This is a genomic window from Pseudomonas sp. MF6751 (genome assembly GCF_016613265.1).
GTDB lineage: Bacteria > Pseudomonadota > Gammaproteobacteria > Pseudomonadales > Pseudomonadaceae > Aquipseudomonas > Aquipseudomonas fluorescens_BV.
Map to the genome: position 1 here is coordinate 1 of NZ_JAENSV010000008.1, position 21,842 is coordinate 21,842.

General features: G+C 61.0%; 17 protein-coding genes. 4 read left to right on the forward strand and 13 right to left on the reverse strand.

Annotated elements, in window-relative coordinates; translation table 11 throughout:
* The first annotated feature begins 280 nt into the window (after positions 1-280).
* Positions 281-2,173 carry a penicillin-binding protein 2 gene (gene mrdA / locus JJD66_RS09475; RefSeq protein ID WP_054898205.1) on the forward strand — a complete coding sequence of 631 codons (1,893 nt, stop codon included), beginning with the start codon at positions 281-283 and terminating at the stop codon, positions 2,171-2,173.
* Position 2,174: 1 nt separating this feature from the next.
* Here mrdA and JJD66_RS09480 read toward each other — a convergent pair whose 3' ends face one another.
* Positions 2,175-2,576 carry a GFA family protein gene (locus JJD66_RS09480; RefSeq protein ID WP_198716636.1) on the reverse strand — a complete coding sequence of 134 codons (402 nt, stop codon included), beginning with the start codon at positions 2,574-2,576 and terminating at the stop codon, positions 2,175-2,177.
* Between the two features lie 98 nt (positions 2,577-2,674).
* On the opposite strand from JJD66_RS09480, the gene JJD66_RS09485 reads away from it, so the two are divergent.
* The 3 genes from JJD66_RS09485 (at position 2,675) to JJD66_RS09495 (ending at position 6,486) form a co-directional block, all read left to right on the forward strand.
* Positions 2,675-3,142, forward strand: a complete 468-nt coding sequence (locus JJD66_RS09485; RefSeq protein ID WP_198716637.1) for an SRPBCC family protein — start codon at positions 2,675-2,677, stop codon at positions 3,140-3,142.
* A 186-nt stretch (positions 3,143-3,328) separates the two neighbouring features.
* Entirely contained in the window at positions 3,329-5,686 is a 2,358-nt protein-coding gene (locus JJD66_RS09490) for a DNA polymerase II (RefSeq protein ID WP_200648022.1), read from the forward strand.
* Between the two features lie 230 nt (positions 5,687-5,916).
* The gene (locus tag JJD66_RS09495) at positions 5,917-6,486 is read left to right on the forward strand and encodes a DUF4174 domain-containing protein (RefSeq protein ID WP_105226350.1); all 570 of its coding nucleotides are present in this window, start codon (positions 5,917-5,919) and stop codon (positions 6,484-6,486) included.
* Between the two features lie 36 nt (positions 6,487-6,522).
* Here the strand turns inward: JJD66_RS09495 and JJD66_RS09500 are convergent, their stop codons facing one another.
* From JJD66_RS09500 to JJD66_RS09555, 12 genes are all read right to left on the reverse strand, one after another.
* Positions 6,523-7,929 carry a lipid II flippase MurJ gene (locus tag JJD66_RS09500; protein WP_200648023.1) on the reverse strand — a complete coding sequence of 469 codons (1,407 nt, stop codon included), beginning with the start codon at positions 7,927-7,929 and terminating at the stop codon, positions 6,523-6,525.
* The gene (locus JJD66_RS09505; RefSeq protein WP_105226352.1) at positions 7,929-8,750 is read right to left on the reverse strand and encodes an acyltransferase; all 822 of its coding nucleotides are present in this window, start codon (positions 8,748-8,750) and stop codon (positions 7,929-7,931) included. Before JJD66_RS09505 ends, JJD66_RS09500 begins: the two co-directional genes overlap by 1 nt.
* Positions 8,747-10,150: an O-antigen ligase family protein gene (locus JJD66_RS09510; protein ID WP_105226353.1), complete on the reverse strand. Its 1,404-nt coding sequence runs from the start codon at positions 10,148-10,150 to the stop codon at positions 8,747-8,749. Before JJD66_RS09510 ends, JJD66_RS09505 begins: the two co-directional genes overlap by 4 nt.
* Positions 10,150-11,253 carry a glycosyltransferase family 4 protein gene (locus JJD66_RS09515; protein ID WP_198716642.1) on the reverse strand — a complete coding sequence of 368 codons (1,104 nt, stop codon included), beginning with the start codon at positions 11,251-11,253 and terminating at the stop codon, positions 10,150-10,152. The genes JJD66_RS09510 and JJD66_RS09515 overlap by 1 nt, the downstream gene beginning before the upstream one ends.
* Complete coding sequence (locus tag JJD66_RS09520; RefSeq protein ID WP_198716643.1) at positions 11,244-12,458, reverse strand: glycosyltransferase family 4 protein; 1,215 nt, start codon at positions 12,456-12,458, stop codon at positions 11,244-11,246. The genes JJD66_RS09515 and JJD66_RS09520 overlap by 10 nt, the downstream gene beginning before the upstream one ends.
* A 22-nt stretch (positions 12,459-12,480) precedes the next feature.
* Positions 12,481-13,821: a beta-galactosidase gene (locus tag JJD66_RS09525; RefSeq protein WP_105226356.1), complete on the reverse strand. Its 1,341-nt coding sequence runs from the start codon at positions 13,819-13,821 to the stop codon at positions 12,481-12,483.
* Positions 13,818-14,999, reverse strand: a complete 1,182-nt coding sequence (locus JJD66_RS09530; protein WP_200648024.1) for a glycosyltransferase — start codon at positions 14,997-14,999, stop codon at positions 13,818-13,820. Before JJD66_RS09530 ends, JJD66_RS09525 begins: the two co-directional genes overlap by 4 nt.
* Positions 14,999-16,978 carry a GumC family protein gene (locus JJD66_RS09535; RefSeq protein WP_105226358.1) on the reverse strand — a complete coding sequence of 660 codons (1,980 nt, stop codon included), beginning with the start codon at positions 16,976-16,978 and terminating at the stop codon, positions 14,999-15,001. The genes JJD66_RS09530 and JJD66_RS09535 overlap by 1 nt, the downstream gene beginning before the upstream one ends.
* Positions 16,979-17,054: 76 nt before the next feature.
* The gene (locus JJD66_RS09540) at positions 17,055-17,852 is read right to left on the reverse strand and encodes a polysaccharide biosynthesis/export family protein (protein WP_105226359.1); all 798 of its coding nucleotides are present in this window, start codon (positions 17,850-17,852) and stop codon (positions 17,055-17,057) included.
* Between the two features lie 6 nt (positions 17,853-17,858).
* Positions 17,859-18,770, reverse strand: a complete 912-nt coding sequence (locus JJD66_RS09545; RefSeq protein ID WP_200648025.1) for a glycosyltransferase family 2 protein — start codon at positions 18,768-18,770, stop codon at positions 17,859-17,861.
* Positions 18,770-20,230 (reverse strand): mannose-1-phosphate guanylyltransferase/mannose-6-phosphate isomerase, encoded by a 1,461-nt coding sequence (locus tag JJD66_RS09550; RefSeq protein ID WP_198716647.1) that lies wholly within the window; start codon positions 20,228-20,230, stop codon positions 18,770-18,772. The genes JJD66_RS09545 and JJD66_RS09550 overlap by 1 nt, the downstream gene beginning before the upstream one ends.
* Positions 20,230-21,669 (reverse strand): undecaprenyl-phosphate glucose phosphotransferase, encoded by a 1,440-nt coding sequence (locus tag JJD66_RS09555; protein WP_200648026.1) that lies wholly within the window; start codon positions 21,667-21,669, stop codon positions 20,230-20,232. Before JJD66_RS09555 ends, JJD66_RS09550 begins: the two co-directional genes overlap by 1 nt.
* Positions 21,670-21,842: the final 173 nt, after the last annotated feature.

A 21,842-nucleotide genomic window follows, 5' to 3' on the forward strand; every position in this document is an offset into this window, starting at 1 on the left:
CAGTGAAACGATGCATCGCCGATGGTAGTGTGGGGTTTCCCCATGTGAGAGTAGGTCATCGTCAAGATTAAATTCCAAAACCCCAATTGCGAAAGCAGTTGGGGTTTTGTTTTGGGCGCTCGAAAATTCCAGCGCTTTCAGCAACATTAAATAAGCTGCCGTTGAGGGAATTCGATACAAAGTGTTTCTGCATTTTTGCTATGGTGCAGCACATTTTCAAAAGGATTGATCTTTATCCGCAGGATGCGGCGTCGACCTTCTCCAACGAGATGCTGTAGAAATGCCTGAACCAATACCTATCAAAGATCACGAAAAAGAAAACCGTTTGGTCAACAAACGTTTGTTTGCCTGCGCATTGCTGGTAATTGGGATCACGTGCGCCTTGGTGGGGCGTATGTATTTTTTGCAAGTCGTGCAGTACGACTACCACTCAACAATTTCGGAAAACAACCGGGTCCACGTACTGCCCATCACACCGACTCGCGGCTTGATCTATGACCGTAATGGTGTGGTCCTGGCCGACAACCGCCCGAGTTACAACTTGACCATCACCCGTGAGCGCACAGCCGACCTCAAGGGTGAACTGGACGAAATCGTCAATCTGCTGCATCTGCCTGCCGAAGACCGTGCGGTGTTTGATAAGGCGCTCAAGCAGGCCCGCCACCCGTTTGTTCCCGTCACGTTGTTCTACGAGTTGACCGAAGAGCAGATCGCCGTTTTGGCCGTCAACGAGTTCCGTCTACCAGGGGTGGACGTGGAGCCACAGTTCGTTCGCCACTACCCCCTGGGCGCGCACTTTGCCCACTCCATTGGCTACGTCGGTCGTATTAACGAAAAGGAATCCAAGACCCTTGATTCGGTGGAGTACCGCGGTACCCAATCTATCGGCAAAACCGGAATCGAGCGTTTTTACGAGTCTGAACTGCATGGCCATGTCGGTTATGAAGAGGTAGAGACCAACGCACAGGGCCGTGTGCTGCGCGTGCTCAAGCACACCGATCCGATACCTGGCAAAAACATCGTCCTGAGCCTCGACGTCAAGCTACAGGAAGCTGCCGAAGAGGCTTTGGGTGACCGTCGTGGTTCGGTGGTCGCCCTGGACCCGCAGACCGGTGAAGTACTGGCTATGGTCAGTAAACCGAGTTTCGATCCGAACTTGTTTGTCACAGGCATTAGCTTCAAGGAGTACGCTGCGCTACACGACTCCATTGACCGACCGCTGTTCAACCGCGTGCTACGCGGGCTCTATGCGCCGGGCTCAACCATCAAGCCGGAAGTGGCCATCGCCGGCCTCGACAGTGGCGTTGTTACTCCACAAACCCGAGTGTTCGACCCGGGTTACTATCAGTTGCCAGACTTTGACCATAAATACCGCAACTGGAACCACAGTGGTGACGGCTGGGTGGACATGGACGCGGCCATCATGCGTTCCAACGACACTTACTTCTACGATCTGGCCCATAAGCTCGGGATCGATCGCCTGCACGACTATCTGGCCGAGTTCGGCCTGGGTCAGAAAGTGTCCCTGGATATGTTTGAAGAGTCTGCCGGCTTAATGCCATCCCAGGCCTGGAAGCGTGCAACCCGACGCCAGCCGTGGTTCCCAGGCGAAACCGTGATCCTCGGCATTGGCCAAGGCTACATGCAAGTGACACCGCTGCAATTGGCCCAGGCCACTGCATTGATCGCCAACAAAGGCGTATGGAACCGACCGCACCTGGCCAAGACAATCAATGGTGTGCCACCGGTGGATGAGCACCCAATGCCCAACGTGATCCTCAAGGACCCGCGTGACTGGGAGCAGGTCAACCACGGCATGCAATTGGTGATGCACGATCCCCGCGGTATCGCCCGAGCGGCAGCGCAAGGCGCGCAATACCGCATCGCCGGCAAGAGTGGTACCGCCCAGGTGGTTGCGATCAAGCAGGGTGAGCGCTACAACCGCAACAAGACGTTGGAGCGGCATCGCGATAACGCCTTGTTCGTCGGTTTCGCGCCGGCCGAACACCCGAAAATCGTGATTTCAGTCATGATCGAAAACGGTGAGGCCGGCGGCCGTGTAGCCGGGCCTGTGGTGCGACAGATCATGGATGCTTGGCTGCTCGACCAGGAAGGCCATCTCAAGCCGCAATATGCAGCGCCGGCCAAGGCACCCGGCGACCCAAGGGTTTGACTCAAACCGCCCACTCATCCCAGCGCGCTACGCCGTCATAGGCCAGCCAGGGCACTTCATGGGCCGTCCAGATGTGCGAGGTGGCCCTGACGCCCGGATCATCATCCAGCGTCGCCACCCGGACGATCACGTGGGGCTGATGCCCACGTTCAGCGATCAGATGTGAGCCGCAGCGTGAGCAGAAATGTCTGAATTTGCCCGGCGAAGACTCAAAGGACGACAGCAGCTCCTCACCGAGTGTCCAGCGAAAATGTTCACGCATCACCCCGGCCGTGGCAACAAACGCGGCCGCGTGCGCCTTGCGGCAGCTTGCGCAGTGGCAGTGGCTGATGGGCATGTCCAGGCTGTCCACTTGATAGCGCACACCTTTGCACAAGCAACTTCCATTCAGTGGGTCAGTCATAACCTATGGCCAGGCAAGGAGGGGGTCATCATCATCGCGCACAACGCAAGGTTGCGCATTGATTGATGTCGCCTACTGTTCAATGAAGGAGGTGACTTATGCACGTATTAGATCGCATCGAACGTAAAGTCCTGCTCAATGCGTCACGTAAACAGGTCTGGGAGGCTCTCACGCAGGCCGAGCAATTTGGACACTGGTTCGGTATCGCGCTTAAGGGTAAAACTTTTGTGGCTGGGGAAACCATCGAAGCGCCGATTACCTATCCAGGTTATGAACATGTCGTATGGAAGGCCAGGATCGAACGTATCCTGCCCCAAACGCTGTTTTCCTTCTGGTGGCATCCTTTTGCAGTGGAAGAGGGCGTCGACTACGACAAAGAGGCACCGACGCTGGTGGAATTCACGATTGAAGATCGCGCCCCAGGCATCCTGTTGCGGGTCGTCGAGTCCGGTTTTGACAAGGTGCCCGAAGCGCGTCGTCAGAAAGCCTTCAAGATGAACTCCCGTGGCTGGGACGAGCAAATGAGCAATATCGAAAATTATCTGAGCAAGCCCCCAATAAGGTGATGGGGCACACCGGAGGGCAGTCTTCACTCCGCTAGGCAGACAGGCCGCTGACGGGCTCACAAAGCACGTTCAGCTCGATGCCTTTTCTTGATTTGCTGGCCTTCATGCACACAGCGGTCGGTGGTGGCGTTTGCACGGATGCCGAGTAGAATCACGCCCTGAAAGCGATTCCTGAGGTGCGGTACGGTGGATTTACAGCAGGGTTTTGTCCTGACCCGGCATTGGCGCGATACCCCAACCGGTACGGAGGTCAGCTTCTGGCTGGCCACCGACCAAGGGCCAAGGTGCATTCGCCTACCCGTGCAGACCTCGGTGGTGTTCATCCCAGAGGCCCATCGCAAGCCACTCGATTGGCTGCTCAAGGGGGAGCGCGATCTCGAGTTGCGGCCCTTGCAGCTATGCGACTTTCATCACCGTCCGGTTCTGGGCCTCTATGCCCGCCAGCACCGTCAGTTGATGGACATCGAGAAGCGCCTGCGCGCTGCCGGGGTCGATGTGTACGAAGGTGACGTGCGGCCGCCCGAGCGCTACATGATGGAGCGCTTTATCACCGCCCCGGTGTGGTTCGGCGGCACTGCTGATGCAAGCGGTACCTTGCTCGACGCGCAAATGAAGCCAGCCCCCGACTACCGTCCTCCCTTGAAGCTGGTGTCCTTGGACATCGAGACCACCGCCCAGGGCGATCTCTACTCCATCGCTCTTGAAGGCTGTGGCGAACGCCAGGTGTACATGCTCGGCCCGCCGAACAAAACCGACGCCGTGGATTTCAAGCTCGACTATTGCGACACCCGCGCTCAACTGATCGAACACCTCAACCAATGGCTGGCCACTTTTGACCCCGACGCGATCATCGGCTGGAACGTGGTGCAGTTCGACCTGCGCGTACTCCACGAACACGCCCAACGCCTGAACGTGCCGCTGTTGCTGGGACGTGGCGGTGAAGCCATGGCCTGGCGCGAACACGGCAGCCGCAATCACTACTCTGCGGCGGCGGCAGGAAGACTGATCATCGACGGTATCGAAGCGCTGCGTTCGGCGACTTGGAGTTTTGAATCCTTCAGCCTGGAAAACGTTGCGCAAACCCTGCTCGGCGAAGGCAAGGACATCTCCACGCCGTACCAGCGCATGGACGAAATCAACCGCATGTTTGCCGAGGACAAGCCTGCCCTGGCGTGCTACAACCTCAAGGACTGCGAACTGGTCACGCGGATTTTCGAAAAGACCGAGTTGCTCAAGTTCCTGCTGGAACGGGCCAGCGTCACCGGGTTGCCGGCCGACCGCAACGGCGGCTCCGTGGCCGCCTTCACGCATCTGTACATGCCGTTGATGCACCGCCAGGGTTTTGTAGCACCGAACCTGGGAGACAAACCGCCCCAAGCCAGCCCTGGCGGTTTTGTCATGGACTCGCGCCCAGGCCTCTATGAGTCGGTGCTGGTGCTGGACTACAAAAGCCTTTACCCGTCGATCATCCGCAGCTTCCTCATCGACCCGGTGGGCTTGATCGAAGGTCTCAAGCATCCCGACGACAGCGATTCGGTGGAGGGCTTTCGCGGGGCGCGCTTCTCCCGCACCCGGCATTGCCTGCCGTCCATTGTCACGCGGGTGTCCGAAGGCCGCGAAGAGGCCAAGCGCGAACGCAATGCGCCGTTGTCCCAGGCACTGAAGATCATCATGAACGCCTTTTACGGTGTACTCGGCTCCAGCGGCTGCCGGTTCTTCGACACCCGGCTGGCGTCCTCGATTACCCTGCGTGGGCATCAGATCATGCGCCAGACCCGTGCACTGGTCGAGGCCCAAGGGTACGAGGTGATTTACGGTGACACCGACTCCACCTTCGTCTGGCTGGGCAGCGCGCACTCTGCGCAGGACGCCAATCGCATCGGCCTGGCGCTGGTGCAGCACGTCAACGACTGGTGGCGCGCGCACCTGAGCAACGAGTACGGCCTGCAAAGCGCCCTGGAACTGCAATACGAAACCCACTTCAGTCGCTTCCTGATGCCGACCATTCGTGGCGCCGAGGAGGGCAGCAAAAAGCGCTATGCCGGCCTGGTCGTGCGCGAAGATGGCAGCGAAGAAATGGTCTATAAAGGCCTGGAAACCGTGCGCAGCGACTGGTCGCCCCTGGCCCGGCAATTCCAGCAGGAACTCTACCAACGCATCTTCCATCGCCAACCCCATCAAGACTACATACGCGACTATGTGCGGCGTACCTTGAGCGGCGAATTCGATGAGTTGTTGATCTACCGCAAACGCCTGCGCCGGCCCTTGCACGACTACGAACGCAACGTCCCGCCCCACGTACGCGCCGCGCGCCTGGCAGACGAGTACAACGACCGCCTGGGCCGCCCGCGCCAGTATCAGCGTGGTGGCTGGATCAGCTACGTGATCAGCGTCAACGGCCCGGAACCGCTGGAAGTGCGGCAGGCGCCCATCGACTACGACCACTATGTCACGCGCCAATTGCAGCCCGTGGCTGACGCAATCCTGCCGTTCGTGAATGACGATTTCGGTACGCTGGTGGGCGGGCAGATGGGGCTGTTCTAGAACGTCGAGCAGCAGTGCTCTCAATGCCCGTGGCTTGCATCGTGTGCAGACCCGCTCATCGCAGGAAGGCCTCGTAACCTGAAGAAACAATGACTTCAGTCACCACCCAAGCCCTTGCGTAGCGGGCTTCCTGACCTACGCTTCTCAAAGTGGTGTAGGAATCATCCTTGAATTTGGCTGTCGCAGACATGAAACTCAAGAACCCTGCATGGAATTCAAAGGAGGTGCGCATGCTCATCCGGTCGCTGACCCTGGCTACCTTGATGGCTTTTACGGGGCCTTTGTTGGCCGCTGATGATAATCCGCTCAAGCAGGAATTGGGCAAGACGCGCCCACTGGTGGTCGTGGAGCTTGATGCTGGAAACCCGACACTGGCAACGCTGAAGAAACAACTGGAAGAGGCTGCCACCAAGCAGGCGTTCGAAGAGCGCAGCATGGTGTTCTACACCGTGAAGTTCGGCAGCATTGGTGCCGAAGGGGAGAAGTTCGCCAAGGATCCCAAAGACAGCAAAAAGCTCACGCCGCCTGAAACCAACGCACTGATCCGTGCCCTCAAGCTCGGCGTCGGCAGCGGCACCAAAGTGATTCTGATCGGCAAGGACGGCGAGAAGAAACTCGAGAAAACCGTGCCGCCGGACAGCCTTGACCTGAAGGAATTCTTCAGCGCCATCGACCAGATGCCGATGGCGGAAAAGGAGCTTGCCGCCCCTGCGGAACCGGAGCCTGTTGCAGCCGCTCCAGCCAAGGGCACCAAACCCGCCAAGCCCGGCAACAAAACCCCTAAGCCACTGGAGGATTGAACAGGCCCCCACCCACCGTTCTGGTGGGAAGCGGCCTCAGGCTTTCCACGGCTTGAGCCAAAGCCCCAGCCCCACCAACACCAGCGCGCCGGCCAGGCTACTTAACCCCAACTGCCACCCATCGTTGTGCAATGGATGCAGGGCCAGCGCCGCCATACCCAACAGAACCCCGCTCAAGCCCCACTGCAACGGCCAGCCCAGTTGGCCGAGCAGTTGCTGGCGGTGCATTAGCAACACGTTGGTCACCACCACGCCACCCAACGCCGCCAAGGCGATCCCCGGCAGGCCGAAACAATAGGGCAGCGCCACCAGCAAAGCGGCGTTGACCAGGCTGCCCAGCAGTTCGCAGTTGAGTGGCAGGCGCGTGTCGCCGCTGGCATAGGCATAGCGGGCGAGCATGGCGTTCCAGGCGCCAAACACCAGTGGCGTGGCGAACCAGGCCAGCAGCGCCGGCAGTGGGCCGTCGACGCTCTGGGCGGGCATCAGCAGATGGATCAGCGTGGGGCTGGCGCCAATCAGGCCGAAGGCTGCAGGCAGGCTCAGCAGGGTCGCTGCATCCAGGCCGCGGCGCAGCAGGGCCAGGCGCTGTTGACCTTGCTCGCCGCTCATCATGCCCAGCAGCACTTGGTTGAGGCTCATCAGGGCGATCAATGGCAGGTTGATCAGCTTGCGTGCGAGGTTAACCCACGTAACAGCGCCTTCCCCCAGGAAACTGGCGATCAATCGTTCCAGTAGCGCCAGGCCCTGGCTGGCCACGTTGCTGGCCAACAACGGCCCGATGCGCCCCAGCAATTCGCGGCCGGCCAGAGGGTCGCCGGTGACCTGCCACGGCCGCCAGCCGAAAGACCAGACCGGCGCCAGCAACGGCAGGCACATCAAGACACTGCCAGCAAAAAAGCTCATGGCCAGTTCGGCACTGTCGCTGGAACTGCCGCGGATAAACAGGTACAGCACCGGTGGCAGATTGAACAGTAAAGAGCCCAGGCCTGGCAGGACAAAACGTTGGCGTGCCTGCAAGGGAATACTGAACAGCCCATGCATCACCAGGCCTGGCGCACAGGCGGCCAGCCAGCGCAGGTTGGCGGCGGCTTGTGCATGGGCCGCGGCGTCCAGGCCGGGCCCGATCAGGCGCACCCACAGCGGCGCGCCCAGCGCCAGTATGGCAAACAGCGCCAGGCCCACCCCCAGCAGGCGGGGGGACAGGCTGGCCAACCAAGCTTGCTGGCGGTGTGGGTCGCGTTGCTGATAGAGGGGCAGGGCCGCCGCTGCGAGCAAGCCGGCAGCCAGGGTCATGCGCAATGCTTCGGGCAAAAACACCGCCACCAGAAACCCGTCGCTGCGACTGCCCGCGCCCCAGGCCGCCACCAGTAGCCATTCTCGGGCAAAACCGGCCACCAACCCGGCGAGCGTCGCCAGGGTCAGCCAGAGCGTGCTGCCGAACATCAGTGAAACAGGGTGAACAGGCCCTTGCCACCCACCTTATAGTTCAGGTCATGGCAACGCTCGCCCATGATTTTGGCACCACTTCCGCCAATGATTTTGTAGGGCGCAACGGCTTTGGCCACCACGGTATTGGCGCTTATCACCGAACCATAGCCCAGGTGCGTGCCGAAGCCGATCAACGCACGGCTGCCGATCCAGACGTAGTCGTCGATGTAAGTCGGCCCGGAAATCGACCAGAACTCCGGCGCCTGCAAATCATGGCTGCCGGCGATGAGCAGAACATGCGACGCAATCGCCACATGGTTGCCGATCACCAGTCCGGCGCGGGCGTCCACTTGGCAATGCCAACCGATTACCGAATCGTCGCCGACCACCAAATTGTGCATGCCCAGCACTTCGGTGTTACGCCACAAGCTGGAGCCCTTGCCGATCTTCGCGCCACCCAGGCGCAGCCAGGCAATGCGCACATGGTGGCTGGGGATCTTGTTGATCAAGATGTTGTAGGCCATGTCCCAGGCACTGCGCCAGCGGTCTTTGACGGTTGCCCAGTTTTTGCCGTAACGGGGCAGTAACTCGGCCGCAAGGTCCTGTTTCATCCGGCGGAACAGGCGTCGGGCCACCGGGTGTTCAATCGCAGTTTCCAGGTCGATGGAGCTGATCCAGAACCGCTTGTTGTCGCCTTCGCCTTCTTCAAATACCACGTCGTTGGCCAGGCACCAGTCCAGCGCCTCTTCCAGGTCTGGCAGGCTTACGCCTAGTTCACTGGCCAGCATGGGGAGACGGTCGCGCAAGTCGGTGGAGTGAATCATCCGGTGCTTCATGGTCGGTTATCCTTTGGCGCAGTAGCAGGAACGGTGGCGGTAACGGTGGGGCGCAGGCGCACCTGTTGCAGGCTCATGCCCATCAACAGCCAGAACAGCGCGATCAGTACAAAGGTGAAGCTGAAATAGTGGTCGAAAATCCCCGTCAGCAGCGCCGCTAACACGCCACAGATGCACCCCAGCCACAGCGCATTGTCGGCGGTGACCTTGCGCACCTGGCCCAGGGGCCGCACTTCGCGCCACCACAACAGGGTGACGGTGATAAACAGCAGCATCCCTGGAATGCCGACCTTGTAGATGAAGTTCAGCCACAGGTTTGAGATCCCCAACAGATTGGTGCCGGGCACGGGCGGGTCGATCTTGAAGCCGATCCCCAGGGGGAAGGTCGCCATGGCGGCGGGGAACTTGGCGTACTCGTCAAAGCGGATTTCGGTACTGGCGTTGGTGGTCGAGAAGATGGTCATCAAGCGGTCCTGCAACGGCGGATAGAACATCACCAGCGCAACGGCGAACGCCGCCCCGATACCGATGATGCGTCCGCTGTTCGGCACGCGCTTGTAGGCCAGCCAGATCAACACCAGCGCCAGGGCCACGATGGCACCACGGGAAATACTCAGCAGCAGGCCGGCACACCCCAGCACCGCCACCGCCAGGCCCAGCGCCCGGCGCCAGCCGCTGCGGGTCCAGCCATAAAACAGCGCCAGGGGAATAAACAGCACCAGCACGCCACCGGTCAGGTTGGGGTGCACCCAGGGCGAGGCCATGCGTGTGTAGTTGGCAGAGAAAATATCCTTCACCGCTTCCGGGTGGGCGTATTTGAGGTCGGTGAGAATATCGATCATCGACATCGCGTTGCGCGTCTTCAGGAACATGAAGATCGACAGCAGCAGCATCGCCAGGTTACCCAGCAACAGGGCGACCACCACCTTGTCGCGGTCGGCATCGGTGCGTAGCAGCAGAGGCACGATAAACAGCATCGACAGGTTCATCAGCCAGCGCACCCAGTTCACCGGCCCGTTGCCTTCGGCATGGATGATCAACATGCCCCAGATAAACGGAATGGTGCTGAACAGCATCAGCCACATCAGCGCCCGCTCGGTCGGCCGCCACAGCATGAAACCACGGGTCTTGCCGATGAACGATTGCCAGAACACTCCGACCCAAGTCAGCCCCAGCACCGCCTCGCTGACGGTGGTGCGGATACCCAGTTGCAAGGTGGTGTAGGGAATACTGGTGGCCAGTACCGCGAAAATCAGCAAGCCCCACAGGGGAAAGCGGATCAGCGTCAAAGCCACGGCTACACCGGCCACGACCAGCATGACCTTGATCGGCGACAGGGCCAATAGCAACCCGCCGAACACCAGGCCCAGCAGCAGACTGACGAATTTTCCTGGCAGCATTAGCGATCCAATTCCTTGAGCAAAGTGTCCAGGCGTGAGCGATAGGCCGGTTCGGCAAATTGCCGGGCCCAGGCGCGGTGTGTTTCGCCGTCTTGCGTGGCATCGGCGGCTGCCAGTTGTTGCATGACGTTTTGCAATTGCTCGGCATCATGGGGGGCGAAGCGCGGGGCGTTGGGCGGCGCGATTTCATCCAGGGCGCTGCCGCGTGCCACCGCGACCGGCGTGCCGACACTCAAGGCTTCCACCACTGGCAGGCCGAAGCCCTCGGCATAGGATGGCTGCCACAGGCACGCGGCATGACGGTAGAGTGCTTGCAGTTGGCCGTCCGACAAACCGGTGCACCAATGCAGGCCCGGCAGGTCACCAAGTGCCGCCGGTACATCGCTGGCGTGGCCCACCAGGACCATGTCCGGCACGTCAGGGTTCAGCGCACGGCAGGCCTGCCATTGGCGCAGGAAGAACTCCATGTTCTTGCGCGGCTCCCGCGTGCCCACCACCAGCCAGTAGTGTGTCGGCAGGTTGGTTGGCAACGGCTCTGGCGCTGCATTCAATTCGGGCACTAGGTTGTTCAGCACGCGGAACTTGGCCCGGGCCCAGGGGAACAGGCGCGCGGCCTCATTGCAGGAAAACTGCGAAGGGCACCACACCCGATCAGCCTGCCACACCGACCAGGCAATCGAGGCCCCGTCGATCAGGCGGTAGGCCAGGGCCTTGAGCTTGGATCGATGGAAGTTGCGGTGGGTGAGCTGAAACAGGTCATGCAGCACCAGCACATAGCGGGTGCCAGCGGGTTTGCGGCACAGCGGCAAGCCCATATTGGCCGTGGCGATGTACAGGTCGATCTGCTGCTCGTGCAAAGCCTTGGGCAAGAAACCGCGCTCGAACCGCAGGCGCACTTGTGGGCGTTGCAGGCCGTCCAGCGGGCTGGCCCAGGCCGGGCAAACGGCAGTCTGGCGTTGTGGATGGTCCAGGGGCGCCTCGGTGAACAGCACCACCTCGGTGTTGCCGCGTGCGCGCAGGGCGTCTTCCAGAGCCACGACCTGGCGGGCGATGCCCGAAGACGGCGCAACCGTGGCGGGGCGATAGTCCAGGGCTACACGCATGGCTGAGACTCCTTGGCGGTGAGCAAGCTGCGGTAGAGGTGCTCCAGTTCGTTAGCCGCCACCGCCCAGTCGTGGTAGTGACGCGCATAGTCGCGTGCGGCATCGGCCAGCCGCCCGGCCAGCGCCGGTTCATCCAGCAGGCGCACAACGGCGTCGGCCAGGGCCTCGGCGTTTTCGCCGGCCAGGTAATGCACCTGGGGCTGCACCGCCAACCCGGAGACACCCTGGGCCGTGCTGACCAGCGGCAAGCCGGCGGCCATCGCCTCCAGCACTTTGAGCTTGGAGCCGCCGCCATGGCGCAACGGGGCGACAAAACCGGCGCAGCGGCGCTGCAAGGCGCACAGGTCGGGAACAAAACCCAGCCACTCTATACGCTCATCTGGCCAACGCTCGCGCCAGTGTTCGGGTAAGCCATAGCCGACCACCGCCAGGCGCGCATTCGGGCACTGCAACCAGACCCTGGGGAAGATCTCTTCGAGCAGCCACTGCACGGCGTCCAGGTTCGGTGCATATTCGTAGTTGCCAACGAACAACAGGCGCTGGCTCTGCGCATCAGCGCTGACGTCGGCAAAGGCTCGGCTGTCCACCCCGTTGACCACCACGGTCACCGGCGTCGATGACAATGGCCGCATGGCCTGGGCGTCCGCCTCGGTCACGGCGACTACCTGGGCGGCGGTATCGAATGCCTTGCGTTCCCATTGTCGGCAGCGCCACTGGTCATACTGTACAAACGGTGCGGCCCACTTCGGGAAGCGGTCGTAAGTGGCGCCGCCGAGGCTCGATTCCAGGTTGTGCTCGGTCAGCACAAAGTCGCGCCGTTGCTGCTGCAGGGTGCGCAGGAACGGCTGCAGGCTGTAGCTGTGTTCCACCTGAATCACGTCCCAGCGCTCGTTCAACAGTTGCGCAAACTGTGCCTGCAACGGTGCCGATAGGCCGTTGACCGTGGTCAACAGCGGCCAGGGGGCGAACACGCCACCGAGCAGGGTCAGCGGGTGTTTCAGTGGCCGGCGCGGTACGACGATCAAGCGTTCGAGCAACGGCTCCAAGGCCGCATGCACCGCGTCATCGGCCAGCGTTTTTGATTGCGCCAGCAGCGTGATGCGATGCCCGCGCTCACTCAAGGTGCGCAGCAAATGGTACTGCCGCGTTTTGCCGCCGCTGGTGGTCGGCCACGGCAGGTAGGGCACAATCCATAGGATTCTCATGTACAGCTCTCCATGCCCAGGGCTACCACACCAGTATCTGCAAACTTGGCTTCACCACCGGGCGAATACCGTTGTCGTCGCTCAGGGTTTGCCGGGCGCCGGTCAGCGGGTCCAGCAGTTCTGCGCGTTTGATGCTGGGCAGGCTGATGTTGCTGCCTTCGGCACTCCAATACATCAGCAGGTGTTTTCCGTCAGGGCGGGTCCAGGCCACGCTGTAGAAGCTGTCTGGTACATCCTGCAACGGCGGCGTGTTGCCGGGTTTAAGCGTGGGGCCGGTGATCTCCAGGAATCGGGCGAGGGCGGTGTATACCGGCTTGGGTTCGCCATCAAGGTTCAACAGGCCGTAATGCTGGTCGCGTGGCGAGGCGCGTTGGTCGAGGTCAGACAAGGCGAACAGAAAGATCTTCTGGTAGTCCTGGGAAGCCATCAAGGCCAGGCGGCGCAAGGTGTAATCGGCTTGCCCGTCGATACCGATCAGGTCCTGCATTTCCTTGGGGCCGGCATAGCTGGACCAGCCCCATTCAGTGGCCCATACCTGCTTGATCCCGGCACCGTGGAGCATCGAATTGAGTTGATCGCCGCGCAGCAGCACTTCGTTCTTGCCTGGCTCATCGGTTTCCGGGGTCATCGAATAAGGGTGATACGCCGCGACCATGCCCAGGCTTTGCACGCCCAGCGCGCCGAGGGCTTCAAACATCAGGGTTTTGCCACGGGGCGGCATCTGGCTGTAATACGCCATGCCGCCCATGACTTGCAGTTTGTCGGGCGCAGCAATGTTCAAGGCCTTGTGACTGGCCAACAACAACTGCGCGTATTCCTTGGCGTTGACTTTAGGGCGCCAGTTGTTCGGCAGGTTCTGTTCATTCCACACCTGCCAGGCATCGATATTCGGGTAGCGCTTGGCCAGGACGGCCAGGCGCATCGCATAGATGTTGGCGTCCCGTGGCTGATACTGGTCTTGGAACGGCACGCCCTTGGGTGCGGTGGTGATGAAGGGCGCCGAGCCCACCAGGTAAAACACCGAGCGCAGTTTTTCGGCGGTCAGGGTGCGGTCTAGTTCGTCGAAGGTGCTCAGCTGATACTCGTCTTCCTTGGGTTCCAGGCGATCCCAGTGCAGGTCGACCCGCACCCATTGCAACCCTAGCTTTTTATATTGCTTGATCTGCTTGCGGTACTGCTCGGGTGTGAACCACAGGAAGTGCGCGTTCACGCCGAGGAAGTCCTTCCAGACTATGGTGCGCTCCGGGGCCAGGTTGACCGGCTGCGCATCAACTTTTTCACTCAACAGCAGGGCGCTACCGACGGCGATTGACAGCGCCAGCGGCAAGTAGCGCCACACTGGGCGAACGGATGACAGGTTCATCGCAACGGCTCCTCACAAGCATCCCGAAATAATTCAGCAAACCGCTGGGCCGTGTTGGCCCACTGGCGTTGGCGGCCGATTTCTCCCGCCCGGTCGGCCCATTGCTGCGCCTGTTGCGGGTCGAGGATCAAGCGGTTCAAGGCGTTGCTCAAGGACGCTGTATCGCCCTGCTGATAGGTGATGCCATTGCCGCCGGCCACCTCTTCGGCAAAGGCGCGGGCGTTGGAGGTGATCACCCCGCGCCCGCATGCATTGGCCCACGACAGCGCGCCACTGGTGCCGCGCATCTGCCCTAGGAAACTGAGTTTTTTCGATTCGCGATAGGGCAGCACCATCACATGGTGCGCCTGGATCGTAGAAGGGATCTGCGCCGAGGGCAGGTCCAGTTGCCAGTCCACCACATCCTCCAAGTGCAGCGCGCTGATCTGCTGGCGCAGGCCATCGAGGTAGTTGCCGGCGGGGTCAAAAGTCATTTCCGGCGCGGTGCCACCGGCCAAGGTCAGGCGTACCTGGCCTCGGCATTGCGGGTGGGCGGCCAGTGATTGGGCCAGGGCCTGGAGCAGGTCCTCAATGCCCTTGCCACGGTAGATAAAGCCGAAATACAGCAGGCGCAGTGGCGCCAGTGGCGGCAAGGCCTGGGGCGCGATGGGCAGGTTGCCATGGGCAATCACCGCCACCTGTTGCGGGCGCAGGCCCATGCGCTGGCGCAGGCAGTCGCCGCCCAGGCGGGTGAGGGTGATCAGCCGGCGCATACCTTTGGCCAAGCGCCGTTCTTCGTGCAAGGTCAGCGGGTCGGCCAACAGCGCGGCCGCTTGGGGCAGCGGGTGGGGCAGGCGTTCAAGTAGCGTCAAGGGGAAAAACAGCTTGGCCCGGCGCCAGATCAGGCGCTCCGGGTCATGCACCGTGGCGGTCAACGGCAGGTGCGGTTGCGCCCGGCGCAGGTACTCCAGCGCCTGGAACTCACCGAAGCGTCCACCTCCCAGTTCAGCATGCACCAGGTCCACGCTGCGCCAGTCAAAGGCCTGCAGGCGCTTCAACTGTTCAGGCAGCTCCAGGCAGCCGGCGAGCGGGGTCACCACCTCCAGGCCCTGTTCGATCAACGCGTTGCGCAAGTGCGCGGCGTAATCGGCGATCCCGGTCTGCTCCGGTGGCAGCGGCGCCAGCAATGCGATACGCATCAGGCCGCCCCACGCCAGCTGTTGAGTCGCGCCAGCACCTTGGCCGGCACTTCGAAGCGGCGGCGGTTGAGGATCATGCCATCGACTTTGCCGAACGCAGTGGTCAGCAACGACACGGCATTTTCGATCGTCGGTACGGTGCTGGTGCGGGCCTCGATCACCAGCACGATCTGGTCGGCGCGGCGCAGCGTCAGGAACGCCTGCGGGTTGGAGGACAGCGCCGAGGCGTCCAGCAGTAATACTTCACCCGGCGTTGGCGCGTTCGCCCCATCGACCGAGACGCGATGGCCACGCTCCTCCAGCAAACGCTTGAGTTGCGAGGCGATAAAGGTCACACCCTCGCCATGGCGCGCCGAGGTCAGGCCCAGGGCGAAACCTTCGGCGGCGATGCGATCCAGGGGCAGCAGGCTGTACAAGCGATAAAGGCTGGCGGTGACGGCTGCCGGCGTTGCGTCCTGTACATCGGGAATGCTGCTCCACAGCGGCACATGGAACATCTCCTGCAAGCGGGTGCCATCGTGGATGCGCTGGTCCAGCAGGTACAGCACATAGATGGTCAGCAAGCCCACGGCAACGCCAGCGGGAATGGCGAACAACAGCATCAGCAGGCTTTTGGGAAACACGCGTGCCGGGTTGAGGGTGGCGTGTTCGATCAGGGCAATGTTACTGATCTGGCTATTGTCCAGTTCGTGGTCGATTCGCGCCTGTTCAAGATTGTCCGAGTACAAGGCATAGCTCTTTTCGGCCGTGCGCAGTTGTTGGCTCAGGGTATTGAGTTGCGGTTCATCGGTCATCGCCTGGTCACGCTGGGTGCGCAGTTCGGCAAGGGTCTTGTCGTAGTTCTCGATTTCCCCGGCCAGTTTGCGCTCTTGCAACTGGGCGTCGATCATTTGCTGTTTGACGTTGATCACCAGGCTGTTGGGCGCGGTGTTTTGCGAGCGTTCCAGGCGTGTGGCTTCCTGAGCACTGAGCGCTTCCATGTCGCGGATGTTCTGCTCGATCTGATTGACCTGCGGCGTACCCGGCAGGTAAGTGCGCAACAGCCGTGCCCGCTCCACTTGCAGCGCATTGAGCTGGCGCTTGAGGTCGAGCTGGGTGGGGTTGAGGCTCGTTTCGCGCATCGTCACCACGTCTGCCGGCTGGCTCTTGATCTGCTGGCTGGCGTTGGCCAGGAGGCTGCGAATCCCTGATATCTGGTTCTGAGCACTGACCTTGGCGTCGGTGACGCGGTCGATCTGGTTGGTCAGGTTCTTCAGGCGCGCATCGACACTGATCGAGTCGATCTGCTTCAAGCGGCCTTGCAACTGATCTTTCAGGCTCTGGATATTCTCCGCCACCTTGGCGCGTTCGGTTTCATAGAAGGTGTGCAGGCTCTTGCGCCCAAGAATCCGCGCACGTTCTTCGAGGTAGGCGTTGACCCATTCCTCGACGATTTTTTGCGCCACCGCCGGGTCGTCCCAGGTGAAGGAAATCTCGATCACCGAAGAGCCCGGCTCGTGACCAGCGGTGAAGTTCTTCTCCAGTGAGGTCGCCAAGCGCTCCAGCGGGCTTTGTTTCTCGGCAAGGCCCACGAACTGCAGCACACTACGAATGCCATTGATGACTTCGCCAACGCCCTTTTTGATGTAGAACTTGGTGACCTTCCAGAAGCCTTGCGGCGGTTCGGCGGTCATTGCCATATAGCGCTCGGCAACGATGTGCACGATAGGCCGGCCCGTGAGCATTTTTTCTTCGTCGACAATCGGGTCGTGCTGGGTGCTTGGGGCAATCAGCGTCTGGCGATTGGCGGCTTCGATCGGCAAGGTGGTGTTGTCTCGCCCCGGCTTGACCAGCAAGCGTGCGTCCGACTCGTAGCGGGCCGGCAACAGGAAGGCACCCAGCACCGCGACGACGATTGTGGTGATCACGGCTAGTTTGAATTCGCGGCGGTAGATGAAAAACAGCCGCAGCAGGTCGCGAAGAGAGCGGATTTCGATCACAGGATCACTCCGTTGGATAGATGTTGTTCATCGAATAAAATCAGCGTGCTCAAGTGATATAAAGCCTGCGTCATAATCATTGTGGAGCGCTGATATAGGTATCGCCGGACTTGTTGCCATTGAGCTGATAATTCAAGCCCAGTCCAATCCCTTTGCTAACCGGAAACAGCTTTGTGAAATACATATCCACAGCCTCCACCGTCGCGCCGATGCCCGACTGCGGCACAAAGATCAAGTCGCCGCGCTGCAAGGCCACGCGCGGCTGATTGGGGTTGGTCAGCATGCTCTCCAGGCTGATGAAGTACGTCTTGTACTTGCCATCTGGCCCGGTGCGCAGCAAGGCCACGTTGGAGGCATCCGCCGAGGGCAATACACCACCGGAACTGAGCAGTGCCTGCTCGACGCTGACGTTGCCGGCCAGGTCGAAAAATGCCGGGTTAGGCACTGCACCGCCGATAAACACCTTGTTGCTCGGTGCGCTGGCGATGTTCACCGTCACCGCAGGTTCGCGGTAAATGCGCTTGTACTTCTCGGTGATTTCCTTGCCCAGGTCTTCGGGCGTGCGCAAGGCCGCCTTGACCCGGCCAATATTGGGCACTGAGATCACGCCGTCGGGGCGCACCACGAACACCGTCATGTCATCGGCCGCCGCCGGTTCCTGGGCATCACGCACGATACGCAGCGAGTCGCCGCTCTGGATCAGCACCTGCGGCGGCGGCAGGTCGGCCAGGGTCAGTGCCGCTTGATGACCTGCCTTGAGCGTATCGTTGTCAGGAAGCGGCACCCGCGCGGGGGTCGAACAGCCAGCCAGCCAGATTGAGGCGCTCAAGAGGCCGAGCAGGGTAAGACGGGAACGTCGGTTGATAGTCTTCATGACGGCTCAAGTCCAGTAGGTGGAAAACATGCCCAGGCGCCGTTTAAGCGCGTTGGGCAGGTGGCGTTCAAGGTGGCCGAGGCGGTAACCCAGCAATTTAAAGGCACTGCGCACCACCACTTCGGGGGCGCGGTACAGCGAGTTGGCCTCGCGCAATGCGTGCAGTTCGGCCAGCACATAACGTTTGCCTTCGCCGCCGGCGTCGCCAAACGCCTGGCGAATCCACGGCTCGCGGCCGTAGAACACACCGATATCGAAGTAGCGGCGAAACTCTTCCAGCAAGCGGTAATCGTGGGAGTGATAAACCTGCGCACTCGCGGCGTAGCGCACCTGGTAGCCGGCCAGCAGCATGCGCGCGGCCACATAGGCGTCTTCACTGCCAATCACATCCTGGGGGAAACCGCCCACCGCGCTCAGGGCGCTGCGTCGGTACACCGAAAATGAGTCGGAGCTGAAGCAGGTCTTGATGCCTAGTTGCGCTGCATCGTCCAGGCGCTTAGTGCGGCTGGCCGCCGGGTAATTGAAATGCCGCGACTGCGCGCCGAGCACGCCGGCACCGGGGTGCGGCAGCTGCCGTCCATAGGCCACGCCATTGAGCGGCTCCAGTTGCAGCTCGCTGATCAGGTTGGCGAAGGTCTCGGCGGTGGCGGGGATCGCGTCCTGGGTCATGACGATCAAGGCGTCGCCGCCCACCTGTTCACTGGCCCAGCGCCGGGTACCGCCGTGGTTGAAATCACGCGCATCGATCCGCTCCACGCGGGCGCCGAACTCGCGAAAGCGCGCCACGGTGGCATCGCTCGATGCGCTGTCGACCACCAGCATTTCGTCGGGTTGCAAGGTTTGCATGCGCACCGCTGGCAACAGGCGATCCAGATGGCTGGCCGCGTTGCGGGTGGGGATGATCAATGACGTACGCATCAGGGCTTCACTTCAACCGGCGCGCGGCCGTAGATGTCGTCATAGCGCACGATGTCGTCTTCACCCAGGTACTCACCGCTCTGTACCTCGATCATCACCAGGTCGATGATGCCGGGGTTGGTCAGGCGGTGTTTGTGCCCGGCGGGAATGTAGGTGGACTCGTTCATGTTGAGCAGGATCTCGCGCTCGCCATTGGTGATCATCGCTGCGCCGCTGACCACCACCCAATGCTCGCTGCGGTGATGGTGCATCTGCAGGGATAGCGAACCTTTGGGCTTGACCACGATGCGCTTGATTTTGAACCGCGTGCTTTCTTCCAGCACCGTGTAGGTGCCCCACGGGCGGGTGACGGTGCGATGCAGGCTGAACGCCGGGTGATTCTGGCGCTTGAGTTCGGCAACGATATGCCGCACGTCCTGGCTGCGATGGGCGTCGGCAATCAGCAGGGCATCCGGGGTGTCGACGATGATCAGGTCGCGCACACCCACTGCACCGAGTACTCGTTTGGGCGAGTCGATATAGCAATTTTGCACGTCGTGCAGGATTGCCTCGCCATTGACCTGGTTGCCATTGTCGTCACTGGGCGTGAGTTGGCGCAGGGCTTCCCAGGAGCCGATATCGCTCCAGCCTATGTCGCAGGGCACGACCGCCACCTGGGCGGATTTTTCCATCAGCGCCACATCAATGGAGATATCCGGCGCGCTGGCGAAACCTTCAGGGCTCAGTTCGCGTTGGCGACTGCTGCTGTTTTGCAGGCTCTGGCTGTGCTCCAGTGCAGCCTTGGCCGCCTCTAGAACCGCCGGGGCGTGGCTGGCCAATTCTTCCAGCAGGGTGGCTGCCTTGAAGCAGAACATGCCGCCGTTCCACAGGTGCTTGCCGCCGTCCAGGTAGCCTTGGGCGGTGGCCAGGTCGGGCTTTTCGACAAAGCGCTGCACTCGAAACCCAGCGCCCAGTGCCGGCCCTTGTTCGATATAGCCAAAGCCGGTTTCTGCTCGGTCAGGCTGGATGCCAAAGGTCACCAGGTAACCGGCCTCGGCCAGTGCGCGGGCTTTTTCCACCGCCTGGGCAAAGGCGCCTTCATCGAGGACCAGATGATCGGCCGGCATCACCAGCAACTGCGCGTCTGCGCCAAAATGCTCTTGCACGTGCAAGGCCGCCACGGCGATGGCGGCGGCGGTGTTGCGGCCAAACGGCTCCAGCAGCAGGTCGAGGCCCAGGCGCTGGGTGTTCACCGCTCGGTAGTCGTCCAGGGTGCGAAACAGCAGGTCGCGGTTGGTCACGGTCAGGATGCTGTCGACGCCCGGCAAGTGACTGGCCCGCAGGAAGGTCTTCTGCAACAGGCTCTGGTCGTCGCGCATACGCATGAAGGGCTTGGGCATGTTCTGTCGCGAAACCGGCCACAGCCGCGTACCCGAACCACCGGAGATGATGCAGGGAATCAATCCGTTAAGTGGGTTCATCAATAGACTTCCTTGGTGGAAAGAACGGCCGGGACCGTCATGAAAACGATGTAAAGGTCCAGCCACACGGACCATTTGGCGATGTATTCAAGGTCGTACTCGACCCGCTTCTGAATCTTGAACAGCGTATCGGTCTCGCCGCGGTAACCGTTGATCTGCGCCCAGCCGGTAATGCCAGGCTTGACCCGATGGCGCGAACTGTATTCGCTGACCGCCTCCTCGAAAGGAATCCCGGCGGCCTTGGTGGCCGTGGCGTGAGGGCGCGGGCCGACCATCGACATATTGCCCAGCAGCACGTTGAACAGTTGTGGCAGCTCATCGATGCTGGTCTTGCGGATGATCCTTCCCACCCGGGTGATGCGCGGGTCCTGGCGCGTGGTCTGGTTTTCGGCGTTGAGGTCGGTCTGCTCGACGTACATCGAGCGGAACTTGAACACGCGGATCAGGTTGTCGTTGTAGCCAAAGCGCTTCTGGCGAAACAGCACCGGGCCCTTGGAATCGAGTTTGATCGCGATGGCGGTCACCAGCATCACCGGCGACAGCAGCAACAGACCGATGCTGGCCAGCAGCAGGTCTTCGCAACGCTTGATAAAGGGCGACCAGCCGCGCAGTGGCAACTGCGAGGTGTTGAACATCAGGATGCCGCCCACATCGGTGATACGGTTATGGCCGTAGCGCAAGGCGGCCATGTCCGGCACCAACATGACGTTCACCGACATCTGCCGCAGGCGCTTGACCAGCCCATTGATGCGCTGCTCGGCGGCCCAGGGCAGGGTGATCATCACCTGGTTGACCTGTTCGGAGCGGATCAGCTTTTCCAGGTCGCGGGTATTGCCCAGCAACGGCAAGCGGCTCAGTTCTTTGGGAATACGCTCGGTACGGTCGTCGATAAAACCGATGAGGCCGGAGCGGATATCACTGTTGCGCGACAGGTGTTCAGCCACATGCACGGCGGTATCGGTAAAGCCCAGGATCACGGTGCGCTGGAGGAATTTGCCGTTGTCCATCAAATGGCGATACAGGCGCAGCATCAGTATCCGCTCCAGGCCAAACAGCAACAGGCTCGCGCAAAACCAGAACGCCAGGTTGCGAGGGCTCAACTGCGGGAACAGAAGCAGGATCTGGTACATGAACAACAGGATGCAAAATGCCGAGACCCAGGCCACCAGCATCACACGAAAACGCAGGCGATTGCTGAACAGGTCATCGGAGTAAACCCCCAAGGCCTGGAACAAAATAATGGTCAGGATCGCAAAGAACGCCAGCAGGCCCAGATAGTGAGAGCGCATGTGCTCAGCGACGGGATCCGGGTAGAACAGCAGGATGATCGCCGGCGAGATTGCGGTCAGCCCGTGAAGCAGTTTTACGAAAACGACAAAAAACTCAACGAAACCGGTGCGAGTTAAAAACAGGCTATCAACCGACGACTTACCGCGCATAAATCAGATCCTCAATACACCACCAGAACGTTCCTATTCGTCTGCTCATCCATAAGGCATGTGTGCTTTACAAGTGGTGCAAATCGAACGACTTCTGTTGCTGGGTAATCCGTAATGTCTGTCTACGCGCAGGCATTTACTGGGTGATGGCTAAATAGTGGCTCCTTTGAGGA

Excerpts from the sequence above, each read along its gene's own strand:
- mrdA (WP_054898205.1), top strand. The coding sequence starts at position 281 with ATGCCTGAACCAATACCTATCAAAGATCACGAAAAAGAAAACCGTTTG.
- JJD66_RS09480 (WP_198716636.1), bottom strand. The coding sequence starts at position 2,576 with ATGACTGACCCACTGAATGGAAGTTGCTTGTGCAAAGGTGTGCGCTAT.
- JJD66_RS09485 (WP_198716637.1), top strand. The coding sequence starts at position 2,675 with ATGCACGTATTAGATCGCATCGAACGTAAAGTCCTGCTCAATGCGTCA.
- JJD66_RS09495 (WP_105226350.1), top strand. The coding sequence starts at position 5,917 with ATGCTCATCCGGTCGCTGACCCTGGCTACCTTGATGGCTTTTACGGGG.
- JJD66_RS09500 (WP_200648023.1), bottom strand. The coding sequence starts at position 7,929 with ATGTTCGGCAGCACGCTCTGGCTGACCCTGGCGACGCTCGCCGGGTTG.
- JJD66_RS09505 (WP_105226352.1), bottom strand. The coding sequence starts at position 8,750 with ATGAAGCACCGGATGATTCACTCCACCGACTTGCGCGACCGTCTCCCC.
- JJD66_RS09510 (WP_105226353.1), bottom strand. The coding sequence starts at position 10,150 with ATGCTGCCAGGAAAATTCGTCAGTCTGCTGCTGGGCCTGGTGTTCGGC.
- JJD66_RS09515 (WP_198716642.1), bottom strand. The coding sequence starts at position 11,253 with ATGCGTGTAGCCCTGGACTATCGCCCCGCCACGGTTGCGCCGTCTTCG.
- JJD66_RS09520 (WP_198716643.1), bottom strand. The coding sequence starts at position 12,458 with ATGAGAATCCTATGGATTGTGCCCTACCTGCCGTGGCCGACCACCAGC.
- JJD66_RS09525 (WP_105226356.1), bottom strand. The coding sequence starts at position 13,821 with ATGAACCTGTCATCCGTTCGCCCAGTGTGGCGCTACTTGCCGCTGGCG.
- JJD66_RS09530 (WP_200648024.1), bottom strand. The coding sequence starts at position 14,999 with ATGCGTATCGCATTGCTGGCGCCGCTGCCACCGGAGCAGACCGGGATC.
- JJD66_RS09540 (WP_105226359.1), bottom strand. The coding sequence starts at position 17,852 with ATGAAGACTATCAACCGACGTTCCCGTCTTACCCTGCTCGGCCTCTTG.
- JJD66_RS09545 (WP_200648025.1), bottom strand. The coding sequence starts at position 18,770 with ATGCGTACGTCATTGATCATCCCCACCCGCAACGCGGCCAGCCATCTG.
- JJD66_RS09550 (WP_198716647.1), bottom strand. The coding sequence starts at position 20,230 with ATGAACCCACTTAACGGATTGATTCCCTGCATCATCTCCGGTGGTTCG.
- JJD66_RS09555 (WP_200648026.1), bottom strand. The coding sequence starts at position 21,669 with ATGCGCGGTAAGTCGTCGGTTGATAGCCTGTTTTTAACTCGCACCGGT.